Consider the following 25677-nt stretch of genomic DNA (forward strand, 5'->3'; position numbering starts at 1 on the left):
TTTAGTTAAAATGCTATTCATGAATTGGGCGCGGAAGGTCACTCTTCAGGGCAACTTTCGCCATATTCGGGAGATTATCTGTGCGCAATTGGATGTTTGAGTCGCGTTTTCGAAGGAATGCCGTCATGCGCTTTGTAGTAGCTACGCTTATGGCCACAGCGAGCTTTCTGTCGCCGATCAGCGGCTTTGCCGAGAGCGCGGACGTGGAGGCAACGATCAAGAAGGTCGACATGGCTAACCTCAGCCTGACTCTCGACGACGGAAAGACCTATCAGGCGTCCGAGGAGTTCAATTTCGAAGGCCTGAAAGCCGGCGTGAAGGTTATTGTCTTCTATACCGAAGTGGACGGCAAGCGCGTTATAAACGACCTCGATATCGTCCAGTAAGGAGATATTCCTCGAGGAGCGGCGGATCAGATCCAGCCTATCAGCCTGTCTCTGGTTTCTATCTTCAGAATGCGATCCTGCGGGATTTCGCCTTCCGCGGCTTCGTTCTTCGGCACATCGGCAATCGTTCGAAAAAGACTGCGGATCACGCCGCCATGCGTGACGCAGACGGTGGGTTGCTCGACGGAATTCAGCCACGAGGCAACACGCCACGACATGATTTCGTAGCTTTCGGCATCGTCGCCCGGCGGGATGAAATCCCATTTGTTGAGATTTCGCTCAGTAATGCGATCGCGAACCGTTGCCTTCAATTCCTTGACCGTGTGGCCCTCCCAGTCGCCGAAGGAAACCTCCACCAGTCGCGGGTCGGTGTGGTAGTCCCGCGCGGGCAGGTTCATTGCCGCGCGCATGATTTCCATGGTGGCACGGGTGCGCCCCAGCGGACTTGCAACGAAATCGAAGGACACAGCCTCGATCTTCAGGATTTCCGCAAGGTCGATGCCGTTTTGCCGGGCCTGTTCACGGCCGATTGCATTCAGCGGAATATCCTTCTGACCCTGCAGACGGCGCTCCGCGTTCCAGTCTGTCTGGCCGTGTCGGATAACGTAGATAAGCAACGATCGGCTCCGTTTAGCACGCTCGGCCCTCGAAATGCTGTCGCGTTGGGGGAGGGGCCGCGAGCACGACGCAGTAAAAGGAGTGCGATCAGTCTTTTATGACGGAAATATCCGGTGCGTCCACAGCCTTCATGCCGATGACATGGTAGCCGCTGTCTGCATGGTGAACTTCACCCGTGACCGAACGCGAGAGATCCGACAACATGTAGAGGCCGACGTCGCCCACTTCCTCGATTGTGACGGTGCGGCGCAGCGGTGCGTTGTACTCGTTCCACTTCAGGATGTAGCGGAAGTCGCCGATTCCCGACGCTGCGAGCGTCTTGATGGGGCCTGCCGAAATCGCATTCACGCGGATGTTCTTCGGTCCGAGATCGACCGCCAGATACTTGACGCTCGCCTCGAGCGCGGCCTTTGCGACGCCCATGACGTTGTAGTTCGGCATGACCTTTTCGGCGCCATAATAGGTCAGCGTCAGCATGGAGCCGCCGTCCGTCATTAGCTTCTCGGCGCGGCGAGCGACCGAGGTGAAGGAATAGACGGAGATCTGCATGGTCTTTGCGAAGTTGTCAGCCGTCGTGTCGACGTAGCGGCCCGTCAGTTCGTCCTTGTCGGAAAAGCCGATTGCATGAACGATGAAGTCGATCTTGCCCCAGGTCTTTTCGATATTGTGGAAAACCGTGTCGATCGATGCTTCATCGCTGACATCACAGTGGCCTGCGAGAATGCCGCCGAGTTCGGCCGCCAGCGGTTCGACCCGTTTCTTCAGCGCATCGCCCTGATAGGTAAAAGCAATCTCGGCACCCTGTGCATGAACAGCCTTGGCAATGCCCCACGCAATCGAACGATTGTTGGCAACGCCCATGATGACGCCGCGTTTGCCTGACATGAGGCCTGATGCCTGAGCCATATTTCGCCCCCTAAGGAAATTGATCGGTCCTGCCTATGGCATAGGCTGCTAACCGGTTCAAGATTGGCAGCAATCATCAACTGTTAGGGAACGTAACAAAGGGTGCTCTTGTCACCAAAATTTCACAGAAACAGCCCATTCTTCAAGCTGCGCATGAGATCTGTCACCTTGGCGTCAGGCTTTTCCCACAGAATAATCCGCAGTTCCACGACAAGATCGCCCTTGCCGCCTTCGCCGTTGGCAAGACCCTGACCGGGGATTCGGATCGTCTTGTCAGAGCCTGACCAAGCCGGAACTGTCACCGTCAGTGAACCGTTCGGGCCATCGATATGTGCCTCGGTGCCGAGAACCGCGTTCTCGATCGTCACGGGCAGAACCGCGTGCAGGTCGAAGCCGTCCACCGTGAAGCGCGCATCGGCCGCGATATGGATATTGATGACGGCATCCCCGCGCTGCATGCCCGCCAGCTTGTGTCCCTGGCCCTTGAGCCGCACCTGATGACCTTCGGTCGTGCCCGATGTCAGCGCAAAGCCCGCTTCACGGCCCTCGCCTAGATCCACGCTCGTCCAGCTGCCCTTGAGGATATCGTCGATGGTCACCGTTGCGGTGGCAATCTGATCCGGAGCCTTTTCGGGCAAGGGAGCGCTGCCGGTGAAACGGCGAACGAGCGACGTGAGCAGGCTGAGCGGTTGCAGAATCGCAGACGCCGCGGCAGCGGCCTCCTCAACCGTTGGCTCGCCTTCCGCCGCCCTGGCCGCGTCAGTCTGCGCCTCGGCGTTCGACGCCTCTGTCTCGGGCCGCCTTGTCGCGCTTGCCGAAAAACTTTGAGCCCGTCCGCCTCCTGCACTTGCAGTGCGCGCCTGTGCCCCGAAGATCCGCTCGATCATCTCCTCGGCGGGTTCGGCGGCGCCCGTCTGTTGCTGCTGGGTCTGCTGTTGCTGAGCCGGCTGCGGCTTGGCCGCGTCGGCTGCTGCCTTTTGTGCTGCCGCTCGGGCGAGTTCTTCCATCACGCGCTCGGCGTTTGCCTGTGCTGCCTTGGCGCGCATCGCCGCTTCGCGGGCCACCTGGCGCTGCTGCATGATGGTGTTTTCGTTCTGTTTAGCTTCCGCCATACGCAGGGCGGTGTCGAAGAGACAGCGCTTCTTGGGGTCTTTCAGCGTCTCATAGGCACGGCCGATCTCTGCGAAGCGCGCGCCCGCCGTCGGATCGCCCTGATTGTGATCAGGGTGCACGGCCTTGGCCATATTGCGCCAAGCCGCCTTGATTTCGTCCTGCCCCGCGTCGCGCTTGACGCCTAAGATCTTATAAGGATCGCGCATGTTTCAAACCGCCGGTGTTCTAATGCGGTGTGCTTGTCCTCTGTCCAGCACCCCGAAGCCCACATACAACTCATTTGGTGCGTTCAGGTTCGCTTCCCAAGCGGAAAAATGAACGTACTTATGGGAACGATCTTCCGGTAAAGTTGCTAATCAGTCCTTATTGCACGGGGAAAGGAGCGGCGGTTTCATGCCGAATGGTTATTGTTTTGCTAAATTTCGAAGGAAAATGGGACCGAGCGCCAAGCACGGTCCCAGGCTCGCTCAGCTTTCGGGCTGAAAGCTCAACAGCTGCCAGTTGCCGCCGCCGACGAGGCAGGTCTTGCCGTAGAATTTTGAAATGCCGACATAGGAATGGCGGGTCGTGCGGAACTGGCGGCAGACCTGGCCCGTGTCGGTGTTCTCGACGATCGTATCGATAACCCCGGCGCTTCCGGTCGATGCGTTCGCCCACGGGAGGGGACGGCCTTCCAGTCGCTGGATATCGGCCGAGGTCACGGCGTTGCCGACGGTCATCTCGTCGGAAATTGAATCGCTGGTAGGGACAGGCTGCGGCACGGTGCCGGTCGCGACCGAACGGTCGACCTTGGTGCTGCTGAACATATCGATACCGCTGGAGACGCAGCCGGAGAGGGAGAGCACCGCCATGCCGACAATGCAGAAGGCCGCGCATTGCCGCAGCAGACCCTTTGTATCACGATCTGACTTTGCTATGACTTCCACCCTGCGTCCTGTCCAGTAGCGTAAAGCTGGGCAATCTTCGAATAAACCCGGGGCATTTGAGCTAATATGTCGGCAAATGAGTTAACAAGCGGTGACTTCACCGAGCGAAACGAACCGTTCGATCTCTTTGCAGATTGGCTCAACGAGGCGGAAGCCTCCGAGATCAATGACCCGAATGCGGTAGCGCTTGCGACGGTCGACGAGGACGGCCTTCCCAATGTCCGCATGGTTCTCCTTAAAGGATTCGATCAAGACGGTTTCGTGTTTTACACGAATTTCGAGAGTCAGAAAGGCCGCGAGGTCCTCGGACAGAAAAAAGCGGCCATGTGCTTCCACTGGAAGACGCTGCGCCGGCAGGTTCGCCTGCGTGGCCCTGTGGATATCGTCAGCGACGAGGAGGCCGACGCCTATTTCCAGACGCGTGCCCGCGGCAGCCGCATCGGCGCGTGGGCGTCAAAGCAGTCGCGCCCCCTCGAAAGTCGATTCGCATTGGAAAAGGCCGTTGCCGAATACACCGCCCGTTACGCGATCGGCGAAATCCCGCGTCCCGCGCACTGGTCGGGCTTCCGCATCCGGCCGGTCTCCATCGAATTCTGGAAGGATCAGAAATTCCGCCTCCATGACCGCATCGAGTTTCGCCGCTCCTCGCCCGACGGCGATTGGTCGAAGGTGCGGATGTATCCTTAGGTCTTGAGACAGGGCAACCGGCATGTGGCCCCCATAGCGCGGCTTGATGGCCTGCGCCGTGGTCATCCCAGATTGCCGATTAACTTCAGGGGGATCCCCGAGGCCAGGCCCGAGACGTAGCGGGCCTTTTGATAGAGACCGTTGATCGAAAGCCTGGGCAGGTAGGTGATGCTGGACAGCGCGCGCTGCGCCACCACGCCGGGTTGCGTCGTGACGGCGATCGTGAAGCCGAGGTCACGGGCGATCTCTGCCTGGCGCTGGGTGACCGCTTCCCGCGTGCCATAGGGGTATGCGAAGGAGTGAGGCCGCTTGCCGGCAATTGCGGCAACGTATTCGCAGGACTCTTCCATCTCCGCGCGGACCTCCGCATCGGTGAGGCGCGAAACGGCCCGGTGGCTGACCGTGTGGGCTCCGAGGGATGCCAGCGGGCTGGCGTCCAGCAGATTGAGCTCGGCCGGACCCATGACGAGGTCGTCGACGATCTCGACGGGATCGAGCTCGTGGGCTCGTGCGACGCTGTCTATCTTCAGAACAGCCGCTGCTTCATCGCTTCGATGCAGATACTGCGCAAAGCGTTCGAAAGCCCGATGCTTGGCCGCGGGCGTCGCAAGATCGACCATCTCGTTTCCGTTGCCGAAATCGAAGCCGAGCCTTTCCTCCTTGCGCAACAGGGCTGCCAGCGTCTCCCACCAGATCGTGTGGGTGCGTTCCGCCAGCCCCTTGGGCACGAAGATGGTAAAAGGCGCCCGGTGGCGCTCGAAGATCGGCAACGCATAGACGAGATTGTTCCGGTAGCCGTCATCCAGCGTAAAGGCAGCGAAGGGTTGCTTCGGCTCGGGTTCCGACAACAGGGCGGGAATGTCGCCAAGCGATATGAACCGATAGCCGTCTGCCTTCAGTTGCGTGAGCACGGCGTCAAGAAAGCCCGGCGTGATCTCCAGGTGAGCATTGGGCGCGAACGATGGCGTTTCGTCAGGCCGAACATGATGAAGCGTGAAAACGGCGCCACGACCGCGGGCGCCGCGCATCAGACCCGCCGCGCGCAGCAGATTAGCAGCCTCGAGCCCGCCCGTAATGGCGATTCGCCTCGCAAGCATTCTGGCGCTCGCCGTCATTTCCGCCCCATTTGCCGGTTCCAATGAGCGCGGAAACTAGCAGGCCTGAGGTTAAGTCTTACTGAATGCTAACTTTTCGCGTGGCGCTTTTACCGTTCTTTCACTATGAAGGATAAAACTTGGCAAAAATAGTGCCAGTTGCCGCAATGTCGCGCCACATTGAGCCCTTCTGTAGCGGAACGGGACAATTCCGGATGACGACGGTCGTTCGATCTCTGAGGGGAAGTGCATGAATAAGCTGGTCGCCGCGTTTCTGACCGCAACGCTCGTCGTTGCGGCGCCTGTAATGGCGATGGCGGGCAATGCCTCCCTGATCCTCGACGCGCGAACCGGCCAGGTTCTCTCCTCTGAAAATGCCGACGAGTTGAACCATCCCGCGTCGCTGACGAAGATGATGACGATCTATATGACGTTTGAGGCCATGAGCCGCGGGAAGATCAGCTGGAATACGCCGATCACGGTGTCGAAATACGCGGCTTCCCGACCGCCGACGAAGCTCGGCGTACGCGCTGGCGGCACCATCACGGTCCGCGAAGCGGTCCTCGGCATGATCACCAAGTCCGCGAACGATGCCGCTGCCGCGATGGGCGAGACGCTCGGCGGATCGGAAAGCAATTTTGCGCGCATGATGACGCAAAAGGCTCGCCAGCTCGGCATGAGCCGCACGACCTTCTACAATGCCTCCGGCCTGCCGGACAGCCGTCAGCTGACGACCGCCCGCGACATGTCCACGCTCGCCATCGCACTGATGCGGAACTATCCGAGCGAGTACCGCCTCTTCGCCACGGCGAGCTTCAATTTCCGTGGCAAGACGATCCGCGGGCACAACAACCTGATGTACCGATACCAGGGTATGGACGGCATCAAGACCGGCTATACCAACGCCTCCGGCTTCAACCTCGTGAGCGCCGTCAAGGACGGCAACCGCCGCGTTGTCGGCGTCGTGCTCGGCGGCCGCACCGCCCGAAGCCGCGACGACAAGATGGCGGGTCTGCTCGACAAGTATCTGGGCCGTGCCTCCTCATCCGGCGGCGCCAAGCTGGTGGCCAGCGTCAATTCGCGCCAGCCGGTCGAGGTTGCCTCTGCCGCGGAGGCGAGCGATCTCCCGGTTCCGGCAACGGCACCGCGTTCGAACGATCTGGCGCCAAGAGCATTGGGCTATTTGAGCGACACGGCCGTACCGATGGAGCGACCCTCTGCGATTGAGGAAATGGCGAACATCGGCAAGCCCGCCTCCCAGCGTGTGGGCGCTGCACCGGCGTCGGGCGATTGGCAGATCCAGATTTCCGCAGCTCCGAGCGATGATGCCGCCCGCGCACTGCTGGCGCTGGCCAAGTCCGAAGGCGGTGCTGCGCTGAAGACCGCGTCTCCGTACACGGAAGCTGTCGGCAAGGGCGCCAATAGGGTCTTTCGGGCCCGCTTCGTCGGCTTCCAGAGCCGCGAGGCCGCGACATCGGCTTGCGATGCGCTGAGGCAGCGCTCCTACGATTGCGTGCTTCTCCCCGATCGCGGCTGAGTTCTGGACATGGGCCGGGAATCAGCGTTCTCCTTCGTAAGCAAAAGGAGAACGTCATGCTGGATGAACTCACCGAGAAATTTGAGTTGGCATCCCGCGCCTATGCGCAGACGAACGGCATAGAACACGATGCCGACTGGTTTTTGTTAAAGCTTCAGGACGAAATGGGCGAGCTCACTCAGGCCTGGAACCGTATCAGCGACCGCGGTCGCCGCAAGGGGCGTTCCGACGAGGAAATGTCATGCGATCTTGCGGACGAGACGTCCGACGTGCTCGGGCAAGTCCTGCAGTTCGCCCACAGGAACCTCCTGGATCTCCCGGCCGCCATCAAGCGCAAGGGGCTGTTCTGGCCAAACGAAGCATAGACCCAGCCGTCGGGATATTCAGCTGCTTGAAATTTGCTTCAGCCGACACCGACGGTCTCATTGCCGCTCCTGCGGGTCAGGCCTTGGTTCCCCCGACGGTCACCTGATCCATCCGCAAATGCGGTTGGCCGACGCCGACCGGGACCCACTGTCCGGCCTTGCCGCAATTGCCGATGCCGGTGTCGAGCTTCATGTCGTTGCCGACCATGGAAATGCGCTTCATTGCCTCGGGCCCGTTGCCGATCAGCATCGCGCCCTTGACCGGTGCGCCGATCCGGCCGTTCTCGATCAGGTAGGCCTCAGTGCAGCCGAAGACGAACTTGCCAGACGTGATGTCCACCTGGCCGCCGCCGAAGGAGACGGCATAGATGCCCTTCCTTACAGAGGCGATGATCTCGTCCGGCGTCTTGTCGCCGCCGAGCATATAGGTGTTGGTCATGCGCGGCATCGGCACGTGAGCATAGCCCTGACGCCGGCCGTTGCCGGTCGGCTTCAGGCCCATGAGCCGTGCGTTCTGCCGATCCTGCATGTAGCCCACCAGCTTGCCGTCTTCGATCAGCACGTTGTAGGCCGAAGGCGTGCCTTCGTCGTCTATGGTGATCGAGCCGCGTCGGTTGTCGATCGTGCCGTCGTCGACGACGGTCACGCCGGGAGCGGCGACCATCTGGCCGAGCAGGCCCGCGAATGCCGATGTCTTCTTGCGATTGAAATCGCCTTCGAGCCCATGGCCGACGGCCTCGTGCAGCATGACGCCCGGCCAGCCGGAGCCAAGCACGACGTCCATCGTGCCAGCAGGCGCCTCGATTGCTTCGAGGTTGACGAGAGCCTGGCGCAGCGCCTCGTCGGCGCCGTACTGCCAGCTGCCTTCTGCAATGAAATCGCCGAAGCCGATGCGGCCGCCGCTGCCGTAGGAGCCGGTTTCCTGCCGCTCGCCTTCGCCGACCATGACCGAGATGTTGATGCGCGTCATCGGCCGGATGTCGCGGACGCGGTGGCCGTCGGCACGCAGGATGTCGACCACCTGCCAGCTTGCGGCGACGGAGGCCGTCACCTGCCGCACCTTGTCGTCCTTGCCGCGCAGATAGGCGTCGATGTCCTGCAGCACCTTAACCTTCTCTTCGAAGGTCGGGGAGCCGATCGGGTTCTCGTCTGAATAGAGCTTCTTGTTGGTGCGCTGGGGAGCGGCGGCATAGCTGCCGGAATAGCCGCGCGTCACCGCTCCGACCGCATCGGCTGCGCGCTTGAGTGCCGCCACCGACAGATCGCCCGCATGCGCATATCCGACCGCTTCGCCCGCCACTGCGCGCAGCCCGAAACCCTGCTCGGTGTTGAAGCTTCCGCCCTTCAGGCGGCCGTTGTCGAACATCAGGGATTCCGCCTGGGCGTGTTCGATGTAGAGCTCGCCATCGTCAGCGCCGGAAAGCGCTTCGGCAACAAGCGAACGCATCTTCGCTTCGTCAGCGTCGAAAAGCGTCAGGAGATCGGTGTTCATATCTTTATGCTCCGCTGAAGCAGAAATGCTTTCAGCCGATGTAGGTCCCGTGGACGGTTCGAGCAAGCCCCCAAAATGGTGACGATCAGGGCAGGGCGTCGTAGCCTTCGGCAAAACCCTTGAGATCGACGGGGATGCCGATGCCTTCTTCCGGTGTCTGGAAGACGATGAAGGTGGCGCTGGCGCCGCTGCGGAAGGTTTTCAGCAGCTCGTCTTCGAGCACGACTTCGGCATAGCAGCCGTCGGCGAAGCAGCGGACGAAATAGGCGCGGCCGATATCCTTGCCGTCGACATTGAGGCCAAGGCCGTTCGGCAAAAGCACGCCGAGGGGCGCAAGCACGCGCAGGATCTTCGACTTGCGGTCGGCGGTTTTCAGCACGACCACCGAGAGGCCGACTTCAGGCCGGTCTTCGGCGATGACGTTCTGCATCAGCGCGCACTGCTCGGCCGAAGCGCCGGCAGGCTTGTCGCACACGACCGACCATGCGCCGTGGTTCGATTTGACGGTGCCCGGCGCCTGCGGCTGCGTTTGTCCAGGCGTTACCGGCGTCGCAGGCGCGGCGGGAACGGGGGCGGCGGGTTGCGCCGGTTGCTGCTGGGCGAACGCGGGAGCAGTCGCTGCGGCCGCAATGCACGCTGTCAGCACAAATGGCCGTGCGAGGGAACGGAAACCCATGAAAACCTCTGCAGTTCGAATCAGTGCCGCTAAGTTGGGGCTCGTCGTCCGAAATGAAAAGCCCTACTCGCTCAAAAGCCGGGGACTACGGCGGAAATGGGACCTTTGCTAAAGAATGTTGCCGCCGCTGACTGGCCTGCGGCTGCCTTTTCCGTATCATGACGAAAAAGATGGAACGTTTCTTTGTGCTTGGAGGAATGCGTCTTCAGGCAAAAATGCCGCACAGACAAATGCTTTGGCCTGTTGCGGCGGATGCCAAACTGTGGTTTGAAGCGCAGAAGATGGCAAGGATTCTGCGCGCATTTTACGCAGATCAGCGCTCGAGGGAGATATAAACGTGATTAAGAAGGCTTATGCAGCTCTGACCGCGCTGGTCTGTCTGCTTTTTGCTTCCGGCAGTTATGCCGACCAGCCGACGCCCTGGCAGGCGACTCTGCAACCGGCGGCGACGCCGATCATGCGGGACATCCATTGGTTCGAACAGTATACCCTTTGGTTTATTGTTCCGATCACGCTCTTCGTTCTGGTCCTTATTCTCGTCGTCTGTTTCAAGTTTCGCGCCAGCGCGAACCCGGTGCCTTCCAAGACGAGCCACAACACGCTGATCGAAGTCGCCTGGACCGTTGGGCCGGTTCTGGTTCTTCTTTTTCTGGCCGTTCCTTCCTTCAACCTGCTGACCGCCCAGCTAACGCTGCCGGAAAATCCGGACGTGACCATCAAGGCGACGGCGACCCAGTGGCAGTGGAACTACGAATATGAAGGCACCGGCGACAGCCCGCTCGCCTTCGATTCCTTCCTGCTCAAGGATCAGGATCGCGCTGCGGCCGGCAAGGAAGACAAGGCGATCTATCCGCGCCTCCTGACCGTCGACAACGAGCTTGTTCTGCCGGTCAACAAGACGGTGCGTGTCCTCGTGACAGCCGCTCCGACCGACGTCATCCACGCATTCGCGATGCCGTCCTTCGGCGTCAAGATCGACGCCGTGCCGGGCCGTCTGAACGAGACCTGGTTCAAGGCCGAGCGCGAAGGTCTCTTCTACGGCCAGTGTTCCGAGCTTTGCGGCAAGGACCATGCGTTTATGCCCATCGCCATTCGCGTTGTCTCCCAGGACAAGTACAAGCAGTGGCTGACCGCCGCCGCTGCCGATCTGCCCGGAGCCTACAAGGCCCTCATCGCTGCAACCGATGGTCCTGCAAAGACCGTCGATGTTGCCGAAAACGTCGCACAGTAAGGGAAGAGGGAACGGGACTATGGCTGGACCTTCCGCACACGACGATCATCATTCGCATGATCACTCTCATGGCGCACATGCCCATGACGACCACCACGACCACTCGCACAAGCCAAGCTTCATCAACCGCTGGTTCTTTTCGACGAACCACAAGGACATCGGCACGCTCTACCTGATCTTCGCGATCATTGCCGGCATCATCGGCGGTGCGCTTTCCGTTGCCATGCGCATGGAGCTGCAGGAGCCCGGCATCCAGATTTTCCACGGTCTGGCATCGATGGTTTACGGCTACGAAGGCGACGCCGCCATCGACGGTGCCAAGCAGATGTTCAACATGTTCACGACCGCGCACGCGCTGATCATGATCTTCTTCATGGTCATGCCCGCGATGATCGGCGGATTTGCCAACTGGATGGTGCCGATCATGATCGGCGCACCGGACATGGCATTCCCACGCCTGAACAACATCTCCTTCTGGCTCATCGTTCCGGCCTTCCTTCTGCTCATCATGTCGATGTTCGTCGAAGGCCCGGCGGGCGCATACGGCGCCGGCGGTGGCTGGACGATGTATCCGCCGCTCTCGAGCACGGGAACGCCGGGTCCGGCAGTGGACCTTGCGATCTTTGCACTCCACATCGCCGGAGCGTCCTCGATCCTGGGTGCGATCAACTTCATTACCACCATCCTCAACATGCGCGCACCGGGCATGACGCTGCACAAGATGCCGCTTTTCGCGTGGTCCGTTCTGATCACCGCGTTCCTGCTGCTCTTGTCGCTGCCGGTTCTTGCTGGTGCCATCACCATGATGCTGACCGACCGCAACTTCGGCACGGCCTTCTTCTCGCCTGAAGGCGGCGGTGATCCGATCCTGTACCAGCACCTGTTCTGGTTTTTTGGTCATCCGGAAGTGTACATCCTGATTCTGCCCGGCTTCGGCATCGTCAGCCACATCATCTCGACCTTCTCGAAGAAGCCGGTCTTCGGCTACCTCGGCATGGCCTACGCCATGGTCGCGATCGGCGCCGTCGGCTTCGTCGTCTGGGCGCATCACATGTACACTGTCGGCCTCTCGCTCGACGCGCAGCGCTACTTCGTCTTCGCGACGATGGTCATCGCCGTTCCGACGGGCGTGAAGATCTTCTCCTGGATCGCGACGATGTGGGGTGGCTCGATCACTTTCCGCACGCCGATGATCTGGGCGATTGGCTTCATCTTCCTGTTCACTGTCGGTGGCGTCACGGGCGTCCAGCTCGCCAACGCCGGCCTCGACCGCTCGCTGCATGACACCTATTACGTCGTGGCTCACTTCCACTACGTTCTGTCGCTTGGCGCCGTGTTCGCCATCTTCGCTGCCTGGTACTACTGGTTCCCGAAGATGTCCGGCTACATGTACAACGAGTTCCTCGGCAAGCTGCACTTCTGGGTCATGTTCATCGGCGTCAACCTGGTGTTCTTCCCGCAGCACTTCCTCGGTCTCGCAGGCATGCCGCGCCGCTATATCGACTACCCAGATGCATTTGCCGGCTGGAATTACGTCTCCTCCATCGGCTCCTACATCTCGGCTGTCGGCGTGCTGATCTTCCTGGTCTGCGTTTTCGAAGCTTTCGCCAAGAAGCGCGTTGCCGGCGACAATCCCTGGGGTGAGGGCGCAACGACGCTCGAATGGCAGCTGTCTTCACCGCCGCCGTACCACCAGTGGGAACAGCTCCCGCGCATCAAGTAAGATGCAAGAAATTGCGATCGCCGCGTGTTAGAGTGTGGCGATCGCCTTCAAGTTTGCAGGACGAGATAATGACAGTCATCGGCAATCGCAAAGCTCTTGCACACGACAGCGAGTTTCGCCTGTCGGAAGCAAGCGCGCGCGATTATTTCGAACTTCTGAAGCCGCGGGTCATGTCACTCGTGGTTTTCACGGCATTTGCCGGCCTGGTGCTGGCGCCGGGCCACATCAATCCCGTCATCGGCCTGATCGCTATCCTTTGTATCGCTGTCGGCGCCGGCGCTTCGGGTGCGCTCAACATGTGGTACGATGCCGACATCGACGCCATCATGACCCGGACAGCCAAGCGCCCAATTCCGGCCGGCCGCATTGCCCCGAGGGAGGCACTCGCCTTTGGCCTGGTTTTGTCCTGCTTCGCGGTGACGATCCTCGGGCTCGCCGTCAATTGGCTGTCTGCATCGATCCTCGCCTTCACCATCTTCTTCTACGCTGTGATCTATACGATGTGGCTGAAGCGCTCGACGCCGCAGAACATCGTCATCGGGGGCGCTGCCGGTGCGTTTCCGCCCGTCATCGGCTGGGCCTGCGTCACCGGCACGGTCCCGATCGAGAGCGTCGTGCTCTTCATGATCATTTTCCTCTGGACGCCCGCGCATTTCTGGGCGCTCGCTCTCTTTAAAATGGGCGATTACGAGGCTGTCGGCGTCCCGATGCTGCCGAACGTCTCGGGCGAACGCACTACCAAGCATCAGATTGTAGCCTACGCCATCTTGACGGCCCTCTGCGCCGTGTTGCCGACCGTGCTTGGTTTCGCCAGCGTCGGCTACGGGCTTGTCGCCGCAGCGCTCGGCGCGATCTTCATCTACTGTTCCATCGCCGTCTGGCGGATGCCGGATGGCGATCAGAGGATGGTTCCCGCGAAGAAGATGTTCGCCTTCTCGATTTTCTACCTGTTCGCGATCTTCTCCGCGCTGATGTTCGATCGGCTGGCTGCCGTGCTGGTTTCTCACACCGGAGGGTGGCTCTGATGGATACGATCAAGCTTACCGATGCGCAGCGCAAGTCGCGCCGCAACCGCAACGTCGCTCTTGGCCTGGTGCTTGCCGGCCTTGTCATTCTTTTCTACGCGATCACAATCGTGAAGTTTGCGGCGGGACACATGTAGATGAGCGAGTTGCAAAGCACGCCCAGAAAGCCGCGCAACAACGGCGCCGTCGTTTTCATGTGCCTTGCCTTTGTCGTGGGCATGGGTGCCGCAAGCTATGCGGCCGTTCCTCTTTACAGGATGTTCTGTCAGTTTACCGGCTACAACGGAACGACACAGCGTGTCGAACAGGCGTCCACCGTCGTTCTCGACCGCAAGATGCGCGTCACGTTCGATGCCAACGTCGCTCCCGGCCTGGAGTGGGAGTTCAAGCCGGTCGAGCGCGAAGTCAACCCGCGGATCGGTGAGACCATTCAGGTCAATTTCACTGCCGTCAACAAGTCCAACGGGCCGCAGCGCGGCCAGGCGGTCTTCAACGTGACGCCGGGCGAGGCGGGCGCCTATTTCAACAAGGTGCAGTGCTTCTGCTTCAACGAGACCGTCCTGAAGCCAGGCGAAAAACTTGAAATGCCGGTCGTCTTCTATATCGATCCGGAAATTACCAAGACCGTGGAATCCAAGGATATTCACACGGTCACCTTGTCCTATACATTCTACCCGAAAGATGGTCCGAAGCCGCTGGCTTCGAACGAGGGTGGAACGGTAAAGCTTGAAAAGAAACTTTGATTGAGGGTCGTTTCCGGCTAAGCCGGGACGAAGAGGAAGAGACCGGGGATAGCTTACATGGCTGATGCGCATCAGAAACATCACGATTACCACATCATCGACCCGAGCCCATGGCCGCTTCTGGCCTCGATCGGCGCCTTCATCATGGCGTTCGGTGGCGTCGGCTTCATGCGCTACATCAACGGCGGTTCGCTGCATATCTTCGGCATCGAGTGGGCTCATCCGTGGCTGTTCTTCATCGGCCTGGCGCTGGTGCTCTACGTCATGTTCGGCTGGTGGTCGGACACCGTGAAGGAAGCCCACGAGGGCTCCCACACCCGCGTCGTGTCGCTGCACCTGCGCTATGGCATGATCATGTTCATCGCTTCAGAAGTGATGTTCTTCGTCGCCTGGTTCTGGGCCTATTTCGACGCCAGCCTCTATCCGCATGAGGCCATTCAGGCATCGCGCCTTGCCTTCACCGGTGGCCAGTGGCCGCCGAAGGGCATCGAGGTTCTCGACCCGTGGCACCTGCCGATCTACAACACCGTCATCCTGCTTCTCTCGGGCACAACGGTTACCTGGGCGCACCATGCCCTGCTGCACAACGATCGCAAGGGTCTGATCCAGGGCCTGACGCTGACGGTTCTGCTGGGCATTCTGTTCTCCGCCGTGCAGGCCTACGAATACGCGCATGCTCCCTTCGCCTTCAAGAACTCGATCTACGGCGCGACCTTCTTCATGGCGACGGGCTTCCACGGCTTCCATGTCCTTGTCGGTACGATCTTCCTGATCGTCTGCCTTATTCGCGCGATGCGTGGCGACTTCACGCCGAAGCAGCACTTTGGTTTCGAGGCGGCCGCCTGGTACTGGCACTTCGTCGACGTGGTCTGGCTCTTCCTGTTCTTCAGCATCTACGTCTGGGGCGGCTGGGGCGCGCCGCTCGCAGCCGGCTGACCGACGCGAAACTCCAATGAAAAAGGCGGGTGCCACGGCGCCCGCCTTTTTCTTTTGCAAGTCAGCGTGCCTCGGCGATGCGCTCGAACGCGGAAGGATCCGGGATGCCGATATCGAGCTGGTGACGGATGGCTTCGGCGCATTCGGTCGGCGTCAGCACGGAGGTATCGACCTCCAGATCGTAGATGCCGGGAATGTGGACCTCCTCTTGCCAGCGCCCCACCGCCTGCGGGACCGTCTCGGCATTGCTTGCCGTAGCGTACAGCATCTCGCGACCGGGAACCCCGACCTCGCGCCGCTTCATGATGACGTCGAGGGGACATTTGACGCCGACGAAAAGCACTGGCAAACCCTCCAGCCGCCGCGCGCAATCGGCCAGAATGCCGAGCGGCCGGGAGTAGGCGTCATGGTGTCCGAGATCGGCGACGACGTTGAGGCCGAGACCTGCGTGAATGGCGATCGACTCGTAGAGCGCCGCGTAGAAGAACGGTATGACGTCCTCGAGATCCGGGCGCTCTCCGCCCGGACGCAGGCCGATGCCCGGCAGATAGCGCTCGGGCGTCATATCGTTGTAGGAATCCACGCCGAGGTTCATCCACGCGCCTTCGAATTGCTCTTGGATTACCTTGGCTATCGTCGATTTTCCGCTTCGCGGCGCACCGTTCAGAATGACGATCTGGGCGGCAGAGCTCTCGTTGGTCATCAGTTTTCTTCTTCTGTTTGGCGCGAATCGGTGAGGCGAAAGCGCGCAGGCATTTCCTTTCGTTCTGCGAATACATTATGGGTGAGTTATGGCGTGGCTCCTGGGATTCACAGCCAATTGGAAGGATAACATGAACGACGACAATGCGCATTTTCCGCCTGTCGATCCGGTGAAGACCGGCATCAAGGGCTGCTGCCCGCGCTGCGGCCAGGGCAAGCTTTATGATGGCCTGTTGTCGCTGAAGCCGTGCTGCGCCGCCTGCGGCCTCGACTATTCCTTCGCAGACGCCGGCGACGGACCGGCGGTGTTCGTTATCCTGATCGTCGGCTTCATCGTCATCGGTTCGGTGCTCTGGCTGGAGGTGAACTATTCGCCGCCGATCTGGCTGCATATTCTTCTCTTCGGTCCATCGACGGTCATCCTCTCGTTAATTTCGCTGCGCTGGTGCAAGGGCGTTCTGATTGCCATGCAATACCGCCACAACGCCCGCGAAGGACGCCTTTCCCGTGACTGACACTCGACACTCGGCGCCTCGCCGCAAGCTGCCGGTCCTGACGGGCGTCGCGGTCGCAGTCGCGCTCGCCATCCTCGTCACGCTCGGCACATGGCAGCTCGAGCGTCTGCAATGGAAGGAAGGCCTGCTCGCCGACATCGCCGAGCGTCGCGAGACGCCGCCGGTTCCGCTGGCCGATATCGAGGCCATGGCGGCGAAGGGTGGCGACATCGAGTACCGCCGGCTCACCGCAAGCGGCGTCTACGACAACAGCAGGGAGCGGCACTTCTTCGCCACTTGGCGCGGCCAGACCGGCTATTACATCTACACCCCGCTACAGCTTGCCGACGGTCGCTACCTCTTCGTCAACCGCGGCTTCGTGCCCTACGACAACAAGGAACCGGAAATGCGCATGCAGGGTCAGTTGACCGACCAGCAGGCGGTTGCCGGCCTTGCGCGTGCCAAGCTGCCGGGCAAGCCTTCGTGGGTGGTGCCCGACAACGACATCCCCAAGAACATTTTCTATTGGAAGGACCTCGACGTGATGGCGTCGAGCGTCGGTCTCGACAAGGCAAGCGTCGTCCCCTTCTTCGTCGATGCCGATGATACGCCCAATCCCAAGGGGTTTCCGATCGGTGGGGTGACCGAGGTCGACCTGCCGAACAATCACATGCAATATGCCTTCACCTGGTATGGATTGGCGGCGACGCTGGCCTTGATGGTCGCAGTTGCCCGGTTCCGCAAGCGTCGCGACCCGCCTGCGCAATAGTATCGCTTCAATTCTTGCCCATATTGGGCTAGAGGATCAACGGATCCCTGAACCCGGGGGCCGCCTGCGGCTGGATTCCTGTGACGACACAGGAATGAGGGAATATAAGACGGAACAGACATGAACATCGCAGCGAAACCTCCTTTGACGATCAGGCTTTGCGGACCGCGCGGCTTCTGTGCCGGGGTCGACCGCGCTATCCAGATCGTCGTCCTGGCGCTGAAGTCCTATGGGGCGCCCGTCTATGTCCGCCATGAGATCGTGCACAATCGCTATGTCGTCGAAGGGCTGGAAGCCAAGGGTGCCGTCTTCGTCGAGGAACTGAACGAGATCCCGGAAGAGCATCGAGCCCAGCCGGTCGTCTTCTCCGCCCATGGCGTTCCGAAGTCAGTTCCCGAGGATGCGAGCGCCCGCAATCTTTTCTATCTCGACGCCACGTGCCCGTTGGTCTCCAAGGTCCACAAGCAGGCCATGCGTCACAACAAGCTCGGCCGCCATGTGATCCTGATCGGCCACGCCGGCCATCCGGAAGTAATCGGCACCATGGGCCAGCTGCCCGAGGGTTCCGTCTCACTGATCGAGACCATCGAGGATGCCGACGTCTATGTGCCTGTCGACCCCGACCAGATGGGCTATGTGACGCAGACGACGCTTTCCGTCGATGATACGGCAGGCGTGATCGCGCGCCTGCAGGAGCGCTTCCCCAACCTGACGGCGCCGGCGGCCGATTCCATCTGCTATGCCACGACGAACCGCCAGGAAGTCGTGAAGCAGGCGGCGCCCGGCTGCGATCTCTTCATCATCGTCGGGGCGCCGAACTCGTCCAACTCCAAGCGGCTGGTTGAAGTGGCACTACGGGCAGGGGCGAGGAAGTCGATCCTAGTTCAGCGCGCCTCCGAACTCGATTGGAACGAGATCGGCGCGATTTCGACGCTCGGCCTGTCGGCCGGCGCCTCGGCTCCGGAGGTGATCGTCAACGAGATCATCGAGGCATTCCGCACGCGGTTCGATGCGAAGGTCGAGCTTGCCGAAACCGTCCAGGAAAACGAGCATTTCCTCGTCAACCGCGAACTGCGTAGTATAGAGCTGACATCGGCCGACATGGCGTTTGTGAATGGCTGAGGGATAGAGTTCGTTCGGCGGCAAGCCAGATGCACCTTCATTCCTTCACAGGAATGAAGGGCGCCCAAGTCCTTGGGCGGGAAACATCTGGAATCTCCGGCGTTCTCCATTTTTCTTCCTTCACGGCGCGGACGTGCAGTGGCTGGATTCCTGTGACAAGCACAGGAATGAGGTATACGAGACGGCCCTCGTACGCGATATATGCTACCGCAACCCGCTGTTCCTTTTCGTAAGCTACCTGAGAGCCCGCCTTGGCAGTCTACACCGATATTTCCGAAGACGATTTGAAGTGGTTCCTGACGGAGTACGATACCGGCACTCTGCTCTCCTACAAGGGGATCGCCGAGGGCGTGGAGAATTCGAACTTCCTCCTCCACACCTCCAAAGACCCGCTGATCCTGACGCTCTATGAAAAGCGCGTCGAAAAGAACGATCTGCCTTTCTTTCTCGGGCTGATGCAGCATCTTGCAGCGCGCGGCCTCTCATGCCCGCTGCCGCTCCCGCGCAGGGATGGCGCGTTGCTGGGAACGCTCTCCGACCGGCCCGCCGCGCTGATCTCCTTCCTGGAGGGCATGTGGCTGCGCAAACCCGAAGCCAAGCACTGCCGCGAAGTCGGCAGGGCGCTGGCGCAGATGCATGTCGCCGGCGAGGGCTTCGAACGCAAGCGGCCGAATGCGCTATCCATCGACGGCTGGCAGGAGCTCTGGGACAAATCCGAAGCCCGCGCCGACGAAGTTGAAAAGGGCCTGCAGAACGAGGTTCGCGGCGAGCTGGAATTTTTATCGGCCCATTGGCCGAAGGAGCTGCCGGCCGGCGTCATTCACGCCGATCTCTTTCCGGACAACGTGTTTTTCCTCGGAGACGAACTCTCGGGCCTGATCGATTTCTACTTCGCCTGCAACGATCTGCTCGCCTATGACGTCTCGATCATCCTGAACGCCTGGTGCTTCGAAAAGGATGGCGCCTACAACATCACCAAAGGCATGGCGATGCTCGAGGGATACCAGAGTGTCCGGCCGCTGAGCGATGCCGAACGTGCAGCTCTGCCGATCCTCTCTCGCGGTTCGGCGCTGCGCTTTTTCCTGACGCGGCTCTACGACTGGCTGACGACGCCGGAAGGCGCCATGGTCACCAAGAAGGACCCGCTTGAATATCTGCGAAAGCTGCGCTTTCACCGACAGATTGCCTCTGCTGTCGAATACGGGCTTGCCGCATGAAGCACGTCGATATCTTCACTGATGGAGCCTGCTCCGGCAATCCCGGTCCTGGCGGCTGGGGTGCTGTCCTGCGCTACGGCGACGTCGAAAAGGAACTCTGCGGCGGCGAAGCCGACACGACCAACAACCGCATGGAGCTGCTGGCTGCGATCTCGGCCCTGACGGCGCTGAAGAGCCCTTGCGAGGTCGATCTCCACACTGATTCCAAATACGTCATGGACGGTATTTCGAAGTGGATCTTCGGCTGGAAGAAGAACGGCTGGAAGACCGCCGACAAGAAGCCAGTCAAGAATGCGGAACTCTGGCAGGCGCTTGAAGAAGCGCGCAACAGGCACAAGGTCACGCTCCACTGGGTCAAGGGCCACGCCGGCCACCCCGAAAACGAGCGCGCAGACGAGCTTGCCCGCAAGGGTATGGAGCCGTTCAAGAAGCGGTAGAATTTCGGACGGAACTACGCAAAAACAAAGATATAGAGCGCTTCCCCGAATCGATCGGGAAAGCAGCTCAGCTGCTGATACGGGGAGGGACGCGGTGCGCATAATCTCGTTGAACGCCTGGGGCGGCAAGCTGCACGCGCCGCTAATGCCGTATCTGAGGAATTCCGATCCCGACGTGCTCTGCCTGCAGGAGGTGACGCGCTCTGTCGCGGTGTCGAGCGATTGGCTGGAGTATCGAGACGGCAGCCATGTCCTGCCACAGCGCGCCAATCTCTTCGACGAAATCAAGGCCATTCTACCCGAACACGACGCCTTCTTCGCGCCGATGGCACGCGGCAAGCTGTTCGAGGGCGAGGCCGAAGTCTGGTCCGAATTTGGCCTCGCGACGTTCGTGCGCCGAACACATCCGGTCATCGGCCATGCGATGGATTTCGTGCACGGCGATTTCTCCGGCGACGGCTATGGACCGCATCCCCGCGCCCGCAACGCGCATTGCATCCGCCTCTTCGATTGTGATGCCGATGGTCCGGTAACGATCGCCCACCTTCACGGCCTGCGCGATCTCGCCGGCAAGGGCGATATGCCAGCGCGCCATGCGCAGGCGGAACGCCTCGTAGACCTGATATGTCGTGTCTGGCGCCAGGGCGAGCCGCTCGTGGTTTGCGGCGATTTCAACGTCCTGCCCGGCAGCGTCATGTTCGGTGCGCTTGCCGAACTCGGCCTGAGCGACCTCGTGGTGTCACGCGGCCACACGGACACGAGAACGTCGCACTACGTCAAGGAAGGGCGTTTCGCAGACTACATGCTGGTCACAGCGGATGTGGCTGTCGTCACGTTCGACGTCGTCGCGCAGCCGGAGGTCTCCGATCACCGCGCGCTGCTGCTGGAGATCGCGTAGCTGGTTCTTCATCAAAGTGACGCGGCGGATGCACTGCGCACCCGTCGCGTCGTGCCTTGGGAGGCTTAGTCTCACGCGGCCTTCGCTACGTCCCCATGCGGATCGAGCACGAACTTGGTGGCGGCGCCCTGGTCGAACATCTCATAGCCCTGAACCGCGTCTTCGAGCGGGATCACCTTGGCGTTGACGATGTCGGCGATCGGCAGGCGGTCGTGCAGAATCGCCTGCATCAGCTGGCGATTGTACTTCAAGACGGGTGTCTGGCCGGTGTGAAAGGACTGCGCCTTGGCCCAGCCTAGGCCGAAGCGCAGCGCGAGATTTCCGTGCTTGGCCGCATTGTCGACCGCACCGGGATCCTCTGTGACGTAGAGGCCGGGAATACCGATGGAACCTGCGGCACGGGTGATATCCATCATCTGGTTGAGCACGATCGCCGGCTGTTCGCCGCCGTTATGGCCTCGCGCCTCAAAGCCGACGGCATCGATGGCGCTGTCCACCTCGTTGCTGCCTGTCACCTGCGCAATCATGTCGCCGAGACGATCGCTCTTCGTGAGGTCGATCGGCTCGAAGCCGACTTTGGCGGCGTGGGCGAGACGATCCTCGTTGAAGTCGCCGATCATGACGACAGCGGCGCCGAGAATGCGGGCCGAAGCGGCGGCCGCGAGCCCGACCGGGCCGGCTCCGGCAATGTAGACCGTCGACCCGACGCCGACACCCGCCCTGACGGCGCCGTGGAAGCCGGTCGGCAGGATGTCGGAGAGCATGGTGAGATCGCGGATCTTCGCCATCGCTCTGTCGCGATCCGGAATCTTCAGAAGGTTGAAATCGGCATAGGGGATCGTGACGTAACGGGCCTGGCCGCCGATCCAGCCGCCCATGTCGACATAGCCGTACGCGCCGCCGGCGCGCGACGGGTTGACCGTCAGACAGACGCCGGTGTCCTGCTCCTTGCAGCAACGGCAGCGGCCGCAGGCAACGTTGAAGGGCACGGAGACGATGTCGCCGACGGCAAGCATCTCGACGTCGACGCCCTTCTCGATGATCTCGCCGGTAATCTCGTGCCCGAGAACGAGCCCCGGCATGGCGGTGGTGCGGCCGCGCACCATGTGTTGGTCCGATCCGCAGATATTGGTCGAAATGACCTTCAGGATCACGCCGTGCTCGATGCGGCGGCCATTGGGCGCCTCGAGCTTCGGATCGTCGATATCGTGGATCTCGACTTTGCCGGGTCGCATGTAGACGACGCCTCTGTTCTTGCTCATTTTCGTCTCCTCCGTTGAAAATGCTGCAGGCTGTGCACGGCTCCTCTTCCGTGCGCAGTCGATCGCCACAGCTTAAAGCAGAACGGACGGCGCGTCGTTCCGTTTACGACGGTTTGGACGCCGGAAATGGCCGCGACGCATGTGGCCCGTGTGCCTCTTCGCGCTCGCGTTGCTGGGCCTTTGCTGCTTGCCCTGTCATGTTTTCCCTCTATTGTGCCCGAGATATCATTCGGGAGGTCACCATATGATCCTGCACTGCGTGCTGATGCGGCTGAAGGCCGCTATGTCGGGCGAAGAGAAGCAGTCCTTGTTCGAATCAATAGTCGCGCTGAAGCAGCTCATCCCAGGCATTCTCGACATCAAGCACGGACCGAACGTGTCGCCGGAAGGCCTGCATGGCGGCTTTGTCGATGGATTTGCCGTGACCTTCGAAAGTCCCGAGGCCCGCGATGTCTATCTCGTCCATCCCGAGCATGTAGCCGTCGGCGAGCGCATCGTCTCGTCGACGGACGGAGGCTTGGGTGGTCTTATCGTCTTTGATCTCCAGGTATAGGGATTGGCCGATCGTGATCCCTGGCGTCAGCTGGACTTCGCCATGGCGGCGGAGATCTGGTTGACGTTATAGCGGAACATCTTCTCGTAGGTCGATGCCGGTCCCATGGCGTCGGACAGTGACTCGACATAGAGTTCGCCTCCGGGCTCCGCGCCGGTCGCGTTGGCGACTTGCTTGACGAGACGGGGATCGTTCGAGTTCTCGAAGAAATAGGTCTTCACGTGCTCCGCCTTGATCTGCTCGATCAGCTTGGCAACGTCTGCGGCCGAGGCTTCGCTCTCCGTCGAGACCCCGAGAGGCGCAAGGAAGCCGACATCGTATTCGCGGCCGAAGTAGCCGAACGCGTCGTGGCTGGTCAGCACCTTGCGCCGGTCGGGCGGTATCGTGCCGAATTTCGAACGCGCATAGGCATCGAGCTCATCGAGCTTGTTCGAATACGCTTCGGCCCTGGCCTTGAAGGCGCCTGCATCGGCCGGGTCGGCGGCGGAAAGTGCCTTCTCGATATTGGCAACCCACACCTTGACGTTGACGGGGCTGTTCCAGACATGCGGATCGGTGACGGTCCGGCCATCCTCTTGCATGGTGCGGGTGTTGATCCCTTCCGAGACGACGACCGGCTGTCCCTTGTAGCCGGAGGCATCGATCAGCCTGTCCATCCAGCCTTCAAGGCCCTCGCCGCTGACGAAGGTGACCTTCGCTGCATTGAGGCTCCTGGCGTCGGCAGGCGAGGGTTCGAACTCATGGGGGTCGCCGTTCGGTCCGACGAGGCTGATGACCTTCACATGCTCGCCGCCGACCTGCTTGACAACATCGGCAAGCACGGTGAAGGACGCGACGACCTTCAGCGTATCGGCCGAAGCCGGCATGGCGGATAGACCCATCAGCACGGGAAGCGCGACGGACAGAAGCAGCCTGCGGGAAATCATGGAAGTCTCCTGAGTGTTAGCCCTTCAGATGCGGGCGGGGGAAGTGGCGCCGGACAAGACCCGACGGTGCGAAGAAGATGGAAAAGCCGTAGATCGAGGCGGCCGTCATGATGATCGTCGGCCCGGAAGCAAGCTCGAGATGGTAGGACGCGACGAGGCCGAGATAGCCGGACGCCGTCGCGCTTGCGGCGGCAACGGCCATCATCGAGGGCAGGCTGCGCGACCAGAGCTGCGCGATCGCCGCGGGCAGCATCATCAGCCCGACTGCCATGAGCGTTCCGAGCGCCTGAAAGCTCGCAACGAGATTGAGCACCACGAGCAGCAGGAAGAGGAAATGGTGGAGCGGGCCGCGCCCTCCGATCGCGCGCAGGAAGCTCGGATCGAAGCACTCCACGACAAGCGGCCTGTAGATGACCGCGAGCGCCAGCAGCGTCAGCGAGGTGATGGCGCCGATCTGATAGAGGGCAGGGGCGTCGATCGCCAGAATGGTGCCGAAGAGAACGTGCAGGAGGTCGATATTCGAGCCACGAAGCGAAACGATCAAAACGCCGAGCGCGAGCGACGCCAGGTAGAAGCTGGCAAAGCTCGCATCCTCCTGCAGCAACGTGGCCCGGCTCACAGCGCCCGACAGCAGCGCCACGGCGAGCCCTGCCACGAGCCCGCCGATGCCCATCGCTGTCAGCGACAGCGAGCCGGCGACCAGGTACCCGATTGCCGCGCCCGGCAGGATGGCGTGGCTCATCGCGTCGCCGACGAGGCTCATCCGCCGCAGCAGCAGGAACACGCCGATCGGCCCTGACCCGAGCCCCAGGCACAGGCAGGCGACAAGCGCCCGGCGCATGAAGCCGTAATCGGCAAAGGGAGCGAGAAGCAGGTCGTAGGCGCTCATGCCGCCGGCTCGCGGATGCCTGCGTCCTCATCCCAGCGTTCGGCCATGGCGCGGGCTTTCAGCAGGTTTTGCGCTGACATTACATCGGTCGTTGCGCCCCATTCGATCATCTCCCGGGCGATCAGTAGTGTCTGCGGAAAATGGTCCCGGATCTGCTCGAAATCGTGAAGCACCGCGACGATCGTCCGGGTCTCGCCGTGCCATCGCAGAATGATGTCGATCAGGTCGCGTGTGGTGCGCGCGTCGATTGCAGTGAAAGGCTCGTCGAGCAGGATCACCTTCGCGTCCTGAAGCAGCAGCCGGCCGAAGAGCACGCGCTGCAACTGGCCGGCGGAAAGCGTGCCGATCTGCCGTGCCTCGAACCCCTCCAGCCCGACTGCCGAAACGGCCTCAAGCGCTTTCGCCATCTCGCCTTTGGCGATCCGACCGAAACCGCCCGCCTGTCGCCAGGCGCCGACCAGCACTGTGTCGAGCACCGAAATCGGGAAGTGGCGATTGATATCGGCGGCCTGCGGCAGGTAGCCGAAGTCTGTTTGGTGCAAGCGGTGCTCGACACGCCCTTCGGCGGGACGCAATTCGCCCATGATCGCCTTCAAAAGCGTCGACTTGCCGGCACCGTTCGGCCCGGCAATCGCTGTCAGGCTGCCCGCGGCGATGCTTCCGGAAATATGGCGGACCGCCGGGTGCCTGTTGTAGGCGACAGTCAGGTTGGAGAGCCGGATCAGGTCCGGACTCATGGCAGTCGCGCCGCCCAGGCGATCGCCGCCCAAAGTGCGGCGATCGCCAGCACCGCGCCGCACAAGCGGTTGGCGGCGGAATAGCCGACCAGCCCCGTTGCGATACGTCTTCCCCGATTGTCCATTTCACCCTCAATAATGTAATAACATTACTGTTATGTTATAACGATTGTGGCGAAATGGAGGCGCGATCATCGTGCGCGGACAAGAAGA

At 61.1% G+C, this 25677-nt stretch carries 30 protein-coding genes; 17 read left to right on the plus strand and 13 right to left on the minus strand.

Annotated features, from left to right (window positions below; translation table 11 throughout):
- Nucleotides 1–125: 125 nt before the first annotated feature.
- Nucleotides 126–386, plus strand: a complete 261-nt coding sequence (locus tag AC1D2R_RS08110) for a DUF1344 domain-containing protein (RefSeq protein WP_477966537.1) — start codon at nucleotides 126–128, stop codon at nucleotides 384–386.
- Between the two features lie 26 nt (nucleotides 387–412).
- Here the strand turns inward: AC1D2R_RS08110 and AC1D2R_RS08115 are convergent, their stop codons facing one another.
- The 4 genes from AC1D2R_RS08115 to AC1D2R_RS08130 form a co-directional block, all read right to left on the minus strand.
- On the minus strand, nucleotides 413–1003 hold the full coding sequence (locus tag AC1D2R_RS08115) for a histidine phosphatase family protein (RefSeq protein ID WP_477966539.1): 591 nt from the start codon (nucleotides 1001–1003) through the stop codon (nucleotides 413–415).
- Between the two features lie 88 nt (nucleotides 1004–1091).
- The gene (gene fabI, locus AC1D2R_RS08120) at nucleotides 1092–1910 is read right to left on the minus strand and encodes an enoyl-ACP reductase FabI (RefSeq protein WP_477966541.1); all 819 of its coding nucleotides are present in this window, start codon (nucleotides 1908–1910) and stop codon (nucleotides 1092–1094) included.
- Between the two features lie 122 nt (nucleotides 1911–2032).
- Complete coding sequence (locus AC1D2R_RS08125; protein WP_477966543.1) at nucleotides 2033–3229, minus strand: DnaJ C-terminal domain-containing protein; 1197 nt, start codon at nucleotides 3227–3229, stop codon at nucleotides 2033–2035.
- A 261-nt stretch (nucleotides 3230–3490) separates the two neighbouring features.
- Nucleotides 3491–3949, minus strand: a complete 459-nt coding sequence (locus AC1D2R_RS08130) for an RT0821/Lpp0805 family surface protein (RefSeq protein WP_477966545.1) — start codon at nucleotides 3947–3949, stop codon at nucleotides 3491–3493.
- 66 nt (nucleotides 3950–4015) lie between these two features.
- Between AC1D2R_RS08130 and pdxH the strand changes: the two genes are divergently transcribed.
- Nucleotides 4016–4636, plus strand: a complete 621-nt coding sequence (gene pdxH / locus AC1D2R_RS08135) for a pyridoxamine 5'-phosphate oxidase (RefSeq protein ID WP_477966547.1) — start codon at nucleotides 4016–4018, stop codon at nucleotides 4634–4636.
- 62 nt (nucleotides 4637–4698) lie between these two features.
- Here pdxH and AC1D2R_RS08140 read toward each other — a convergent pair whose 3' ends face one another.
- Nucleotides 4699–5751: a polysaccharide deacetylase family protein gene (locus tag AC1D2R_RS08140; protein WP_477966549.1), complete on the minus strand. Its 1053-nt coding sequence runs from the start codon at nucleotides 5749–5751 to the stop codon at nucleotides 4699–4701.
- A 229-nt stretch (nucleotides 5752–5980) separates the two neighbouring features.
- Here AC1D2R_RS08140 and AC1D2R_RS08145 point away from each other — a divergent pair, with 229 nt between their 5' ends.
- Nucleotides 5981–7267: a D-alanyl-D-alanine carboxypeptidase family protein gene (locus tag AC1D2R_RS08145; RefSeq protein WP_477966551.1), complete on the plus strand. Its 1287-nt coding sequence runs from the start codon at nucleotides 5981–5983 to the stop codon at nucleotides 7265–7267.
- 56 nt (nucleotides 7268–7323) lie between these two features.
- Nucleotides 7324–7632: a pyrophosphatase gene (locus AC1D2R_RS08150; protein ID WP_477966553.1), complete on the plus strand. Its 309-nt coding sequence runs from the start codon at nucleotides 7324–7326 to the stop codon at nucleotides 7630–7632.
- Nucleotides 7633–7708: 76 nt separating this feature from the next.
- Here the strand turns inward: AC1D2R_RS08150 and tldD are convergent, their stop codons facing one another.
- Complete coding sequence (gene tldD / locus AC1D2R_RS08155) at nucleotides 7709–9124, minus strand: metalloprotease TldD (RefSeq protein WP_477966555.1); 1416 nt, start codon at nucleotides 9122–9124, stop codon at nucleotides 7709–7711.
- 85 nt (nucleotides 9125–9209) lie between these two features.
- On the minus strand, nucleotides 9210–9800 hold the full coding sequence (locus AC1D2R_RS08160; protein ID WP_477966557.1) for an invasion associated locus B family protein: 591 nt from the start codon (nucleotides 9798–9800) through the stop codon (nucleotides 9210–9212).
- Between the two features lie 337 nt (nucleotides 9801–10137).
- On the opposite strand from AC1D2R_RS08160, the gene coxB reads away from it, so the two are divergent.
- From coxB to AC1D2R_RS08190, 6 genes are all read left to right on the plus strand, one after another.
- Nucleotides 10138–11031, plus strand: coding sequence for a cytochrome c oxidase subunit II (coxB, locus tag AC1D2R_RS08165; RefSeq protein ID WP_477966559.1), 894 nt, complete (start codon nucleotides 10138–10140; stop codon nucleotides 11029–11031).
- A gap of 19 nt (nucleotides 11032–11050) precedes the next feature.
- Nucleotides 11051–12754, plus strand: a complete 1704-nt coding sequence (gene ctaD, locus AC1D2R_RS08170) for a cytochrome c oxidase subunit I (protein WP_477966561.1) — start codon at nucleotides 11051–11053, stop codon at nucleotides 12752–12754.
- A 68-nt stretch (nucleotides 12755–12822) separates the two neighbouring features.
- A complete protein-coding gene (locus AC1D2R_RS08175) occupies nucleotides 12823–13779 on the plus strand; it encodes a heme o synthase (RefSeq protein ID WP_477966563.1) in 957 nt (318 codons plus the stop codon).
- Nucleotides 13779–13916 carry a hypothetical protein gene (locus AC1D2R_RS08180; RefSeq protein ID WP_477966565.1) on the plus strand — a complete coding sequence of 46 codons (138 nt, stop codon included), beginning with the start codon at nucleotides 13779–13781 and terminating at the stop codon, nucleotides 13914–13916. The genes AC1D2R_RS08175 and AC1D2R_RS08180 overlap by 1 nt, the downstream gene beginning before the upstream one ends.
- Nucleotides 13917–14522, plus strand: coding sequence for a cytochrome c oxidase assembly protein (locus AC1D2R_RS08185; protein WP_477966567.1), 606 nt, complete (start codon nucleotides 13917–13919; stop codon nucleotides 14520–14522).
- A gap of 57 nt (nucleotides 14523–14579) precedes the next feature.
- On the plus strand, nucleotides 14580–15458 hold the full coding sequence (locus tag AC1D2R_RS08190; protein ID WP_477966569.1) for a cytochrome c oxidase subunit 3: 879 nt from the start codon (nucleotides 14580–14582) through the stop codon (nucleotides 15456–15458).
- Between the two features lie 61 nt (nucleotides 15459–15519).
- Here AC1D2R_RS08190 and AC1D2R_RS08195 read toward each other — a convergent pair whose 3' ends face one another.
- Entirely contained in the window at nucleotides 15520–16161 is a 642-nt protein-coding gene (locus AC1D2R_RS08195) for a chloramphenicol phosphotransferase CPT family protein (RefSeq protein ID WP_477966571.1), read from the minus strand.
- A 130-nt stretch (nucleotides 16162–16291) separates the two neighbouring features.
- On the opposite strand from AC1D2R_RS08195, the gene AC1D2R_RS08200 reads away from it, so the two are divergent.
- The 6 genes from AC1D2R_RS08200 to AC1D2R_RS08225 all read left to right on the plus strand — a co-directional run bounded on the left by AC1D2R_RS08200 (nucleotide 16292) and on the right by AC1D2R_RS08225 (nucleotide 21097).
- A complete protein-coding gene (locus AC1D2R_RS08200) occupies nucleotides 16292–16675 on the plus strand; it encodes a DUF983 domain-containing protein (RefSeq protein ID WP_477966573.1) in 384 nt (127 codons plus the stop codon).
- Nucleotides 16668–17423, plus strand: a complete 756-nt coding sequence (locus AC1D2R_RS08205; RefSeq protein WP_477966575.1) for an SURF1 family protein — start codon at nucleotides 16668–16670, stop codon at nucleotides 17421–17423. Before AC1D2R_RS08200 ends, AC1D2R_RS08205 begins: the two co-directional genes overlap by 8 nt.
- A gap of 120 nt (nucleotides 17424–17543) precedes the next feature.
- Entirely contained in the window at nucleotides 17544–18545 is a 1002-nt protein-coding gene (gene ispH / locus AC1D2R_RS08210) for a 4-hydroxy-3-methylbut-2-enyl diphosphate reductase (RefSeq protein WP_477966577.1), read from the plus strand.
- A 251-nt stretch (nucleotides 18546–18796) separates the two neighbouring features.
- The gene (locus tag AC1D2R_RS08215) at nucleotides 18797–19762 is read left to right on the plus strand and encodes a homoserine kinase (protein WP_477966579.1); all 966 of its coding nucleotides are present in this window, start codon (nucleotides 18797–18799) and stop codon (nucleotides 19760–19762) included.
- A complete protein-coding gene (gene rnhA / locus AC1D2R_RS08220; RefSeq protein WP_477966581.1) occupies nucleotides 19759–20199 on the plus strand; it encodes a ribonuclease HI in 441 nt (146 codons plus the stop codon). Before AC1D2R_RS08215 ends, rnhA begins: the two co-directional genes overlap by 4 nt.
- 94 nt (nucleotides 20200–20293) lie before the next feature.
- Entirely contained in the window at nucleotides 20294–21097 is an 804-nt protein-coding gene (locus AC1D2R_RS08225) for an endonuclease/exonuclease/phosphatase family protein (protein WP_477966583.1), read from the plus strand.
- Nucleotides 21098–21168: 71 nt separating this feature from the next.
- Here AC1D2R_RS08225 and fdhA read toward each other — a convergent pair whose 3' ends face one another.
- Complete coding sequence (fdhA, locus tag AC1D2R_RS08230) at nucleotides 21169–22359, minus strand: formaldehyde dehydrogenase, glutathione-independent (protein WP_477966585.1); 1191 nt, start codon at nucleotides 22357–22359, stop codon at nucleotides 21169–21171.
- A 244-nt stretch (nucleotides 22360–22603) separates the two neighbouring features.
- Here fdhA and AC1D2R_RS08235 point away from each other — a divergent pair, with 244 nt between their 5' ends.
- Entirely contained in the window at nucleotides 22604–22912 is a 309-nt protein-coding gene (locus AC1D2R_RS08235; protein ID WP_477966587.1) for a Dabb family protein, read from the plus strand.
- Between the two features lie 26 nt (nucleotides 22913–22938).
- Here AC1D2R_RS08235 and AC1D2R_RS08240 read toward each other — a convergent pair whose 3' ends face one another.
- From AC1D2R_RS08240 to AC1D2R_RS08255, 4 genes are read right to left on the minus strand one after another with little or no spacing between them, the layout of a single operon-like run.
- A complete protein-coding gene (locus AC1D2R_RS08240) occupies nucleotides 22939–23838 on the minus strand; it encodes a metal ABC transporter substrate-binding protein (RefSeq protein ID WP_477966589.1) in 900 nt (299 codons plus the stop codon).
- A 16-nt stretch (nucleotides 23839–23854) separates the two neighbouring features.
- Nucleotides 23855–24727 (minus strand): metal ABC transporter permease, encoded by an 873-nt coding sequence (locus tag AC1D2R_RS08245; RefSeq protein ID WP_477966591.1) that lies wholly within the window; start codon nucleotides 24725–24727, stop codon nucleotides 23855–23857.
- Nucleotides 24724–25464, minus strand: a complete 741-nt coding sequence (locus AC1D2R_RS08250; RefSeq protein WP_477966593.1) for a metal ABC transporter ATP-binding protein — start codon at nucleotides 25462–25464, stop codon at nucleotides 24724–24726. The genes AC1D2R_RS08245 and AC1D2R_RS08250 overlap by 4 nt, the downstream gene beginning before the upstream one ends.
- Nucleotides 25461–25589 (minus strand): hypothetical protein, encoded by a 129-nt coding sequence (locus AC1D2R_RS08255; RefSeq protein WP_477966595.1) that lies wholly within the window; start codon nucleotides 25587–25589, stop codon nucleotides 25461–25463. The genes AC1D2R_RS08250 and AC1D2R_RS08255 overlap by 4 nt, the downstream gene beginning before the upstream one ends.
- Nucleotides 25590–25677: the final 88 nt, after the last annotated feature.

Source organism: Rhizobium sp. P1_C7 (assembly GCF_056406295.1).

Excerpts from the sequence above, each read along its gene's own strand:
- AC1D2R_RS08110 (WP_477966537.1), top strand. The coding sequence starts at position 126 with ATGCGCTTTGTAGTAGCTACGCTTATGGCCACAGCGAGCTTTCTGTCG.
- fabI (WP_477966541.1), bottom strand. The coding sequence starts at position 1,910 with ATGGCTCAGGCATCAGGCCTCATGTCAGGCAAACGCGGCGTCATCATG.
- AC1D2R_RS08125 (WP_477966543.1), bottom strand. The coding sequence starts at position 3,229 with ATGCGCGATCCTTATAAGATCTTAGGCGTCAAGCGCGACGCGGGGCAG.
- pdxH (WP_477966547.1), top strand. The coding sequence starts at position 4,016 with ATGTCGGCAAATGAGTTAACAAGCGGTGACTTCACCGAGCGAAACGAA.
- AC1D2R_RS08140 (WP_477966549.1), bottom strand. The coding sequence starts at position 5,751 with ATGACGGCGAGCGCCAGAATGCTTGCGAGGCGAATCGCCATTACGGGC.
- AC1D2R_RS08145 (WP_477966551.1), top strand. The coding sequence starts at position 5,981 with ATGAATAAGCTGGTCGCCGCGTTTCTGACCGCAACGCTCGTCGTTGCG.
- AC1D2R_RS08150 (WP_477966553.1), top strand. The coding sequence starts at position 7,324 with ATGCTGGATGAACTCACCGAGAAATTTGAGTTGGCATCCCGCGCCTAT.
- tldD (WP_477966555.1), bottom strand. The coding sequence starts at position 9,124 with ATGAACACCGATCTCCTGACGCTTTTCGACGCTGACGAAGCGAAGATG.
- AC1D2R_RS08160 (WP_477966557.1), bottom strand. The coding sequence starts at position 9,800 with ATGGGTTTCCGTTCCCTCGCACGGCCATTTGTGCTGACAGCGTGCATT.
- ctaD (WP_477966561.1), top strand. The coding sequence starts at position 11,051 with ATGGCTGGACCTTCCGCACACGACGATCATCATTCGCATGATCACTCT.
- AC1D2R_RS08175 (WP_477966563.1), top strand. The coding sequence starts at position 12,823 with ATGACAGTCATCGGCAATCGCAAAGCTCTTGCACACGACAGCGAGTTT.
- AC1D2R_RS08180 (WP_477966565.1), top strand. The coding sequence starts at position 13,779 with ATGGATACGATCAAGCTTACCGATGCGCAGCGCAAGTCGCGCCGCAAC.
- AC1D2R_RS08185 (WP_477966567.1), top strand. The coding sequence starts at position 13,917 with ATGAGCGAGTTGCAAAGCACGCCCAGAAAGCCGCGCAACAACGGCGCC.
- AC1D2R_RS08190 (WP_477966569.1), top strand. The coding sequence starts at position 14,580 with ATGGCTGATGCGCATCAGAAACATCACGATTACCACATCATCGACCCG.
- AC1D2R_RS08195 (WP_477966571.1), bottom strand. The coding sequence starts at position 16,161 with ATGACCAACGAGAGCTCTGCCGCCCAGATCGTCATTCTGAACGGTGCG.
- AC1D2R_RS08200 (WP_477966573.1), top strand. The coding sequence starts at position 16,292 with ATGAACGACGACAATGCGCATTTTCCGCCTGTCGATCCGGTGAAGACC.
- ispH (WP_477966577.1), top strand. The coding sequence starts at position 17,544 with ATGAACATCGCAGCGAAACCTCCTTTGACGATCAGGCTTTGCGGACCG.
- rnhA (WP_477966581.1), top strand. The coding sequence starts at position 19,759 with ATGAAGCACGTCGATATCTTCACTGATGGAGCCTGCTCCGGCAATCCC.
- fdhA (WP_477966585.1), bottom strand. The coding sequence starts at position 22,359 with ATGAGCAAGAACAGAGGCGTCGTCTACATGCGACCCGGCAAAGTCGAG.
- AC1D2R_RS08235 (WP_477966587.1), top strand. The coding sequence starts at position 22,604 with ATGATCCTGCACTGCGTGCTGATGCGGCTGAAGGCCGCTATGTCGGGC.
- AC1D2R_RS08240 (WP_477966589.1), bottom strand. The coding sequence starts at position 23,838 with ATGATTTCCCGCAGGCTGCTTCTGTCCGTCGCGCTTCCCGTGCTGATG.
- AC1D2R_RS08245 (WP_477966591.1), bottom strand. The coding sequence starts at position 24,727 with ATGAGCGCCTACGACCTGCTTCTCGCTCCCTTTGCCGATTACGGCTTC.
- AC1D2R_RS08250 (WP_477966593.1), bottom strand. The coding sequence starts at position 25,464 with ATGAGTCCGGACCTGATCCGGCTCTCCAACCTGACTGTCGCCTACAAC.
- AC1D2R_RS08255 (WP_477966595.1), bottom strand. The coding sequence starts at position 25,589 with ATGGACAATCGGGGAAGACGTATCGCAACGGGGCTGGTCGGCTATTCC.